1 protein-coding gene is annotated in these 601 nt (G+C 66.9%); it reads left to right on the top strand.

Going from position 1 to position 601, the window contains the following annotated elements:
* Positions 1-601: glutamate synthase-related protein (locus U8U68_RS22105; protein ID WP_322204647.1), on the top strand; the 601-nt coding region annotated here is incomplete at both ends.

The raw sequence follows: 601 nt of genomic DNA on the forward strand, positions 1-601 counted from the left end.
TGCCCGGCAAAAAAATGGTGGGGGACGTGGCCAGGACCCGCATGGTGCCAGAGGGCTCCGACGCCATTTCTCCCGCCCCCCACCACGACATCTACTCCATTGAGGATTTGCGCCAGCTGGTGTTTTCCCTGAAAGAGGCCTCCGGGTATCAAAAGCCGGTGATCGTCAAGGTGGCGGCAGTGCATAATATTGCCGCCATAGCCAGCGGCGTGGCCCGGGGCGGGGCGGACATTATCGCAATAGACGGCTTCCGGGGCGGCACCGGCGCGGCGCCCACCCGGGTTCGGGATAATGTGGGCATCCCCATCGAGCTGGCCCTGGCGGCAGTGGACCAGCGCCTGCGGGACGAGGGCATTCGGGGGCAGGTCAGCCTGGTGGCCGGCGGCAGCATCCGCAGCGCGGCAGATGTGGTAAAGGCCGTGGCGCTGGGGGCGGACGCCTGCTATATCGCCACGGCGGCCATGCTGGCCATGGGCTGCCATCTTTGCCGCACCTGTCAAACCGGGCGCTGCGCCTGGGGCATTGCCACCCAAGAGCCGGAGCTGGTGAAACGGCTGGACCCGGACGCCGCCGCCAACAGACTGGTGAACCTGATGACAGC

Origin of the sequence: Acutalibacter intestini (assembly GCF_034334985.1) — a bacterium.
Classification (GTDB): domain Bacteria; phylum Bacillota; class Clostridia; order Oscillospirales; family Acutalibacteraceae; genus Acutalibacter; species Acutalibacter intestini.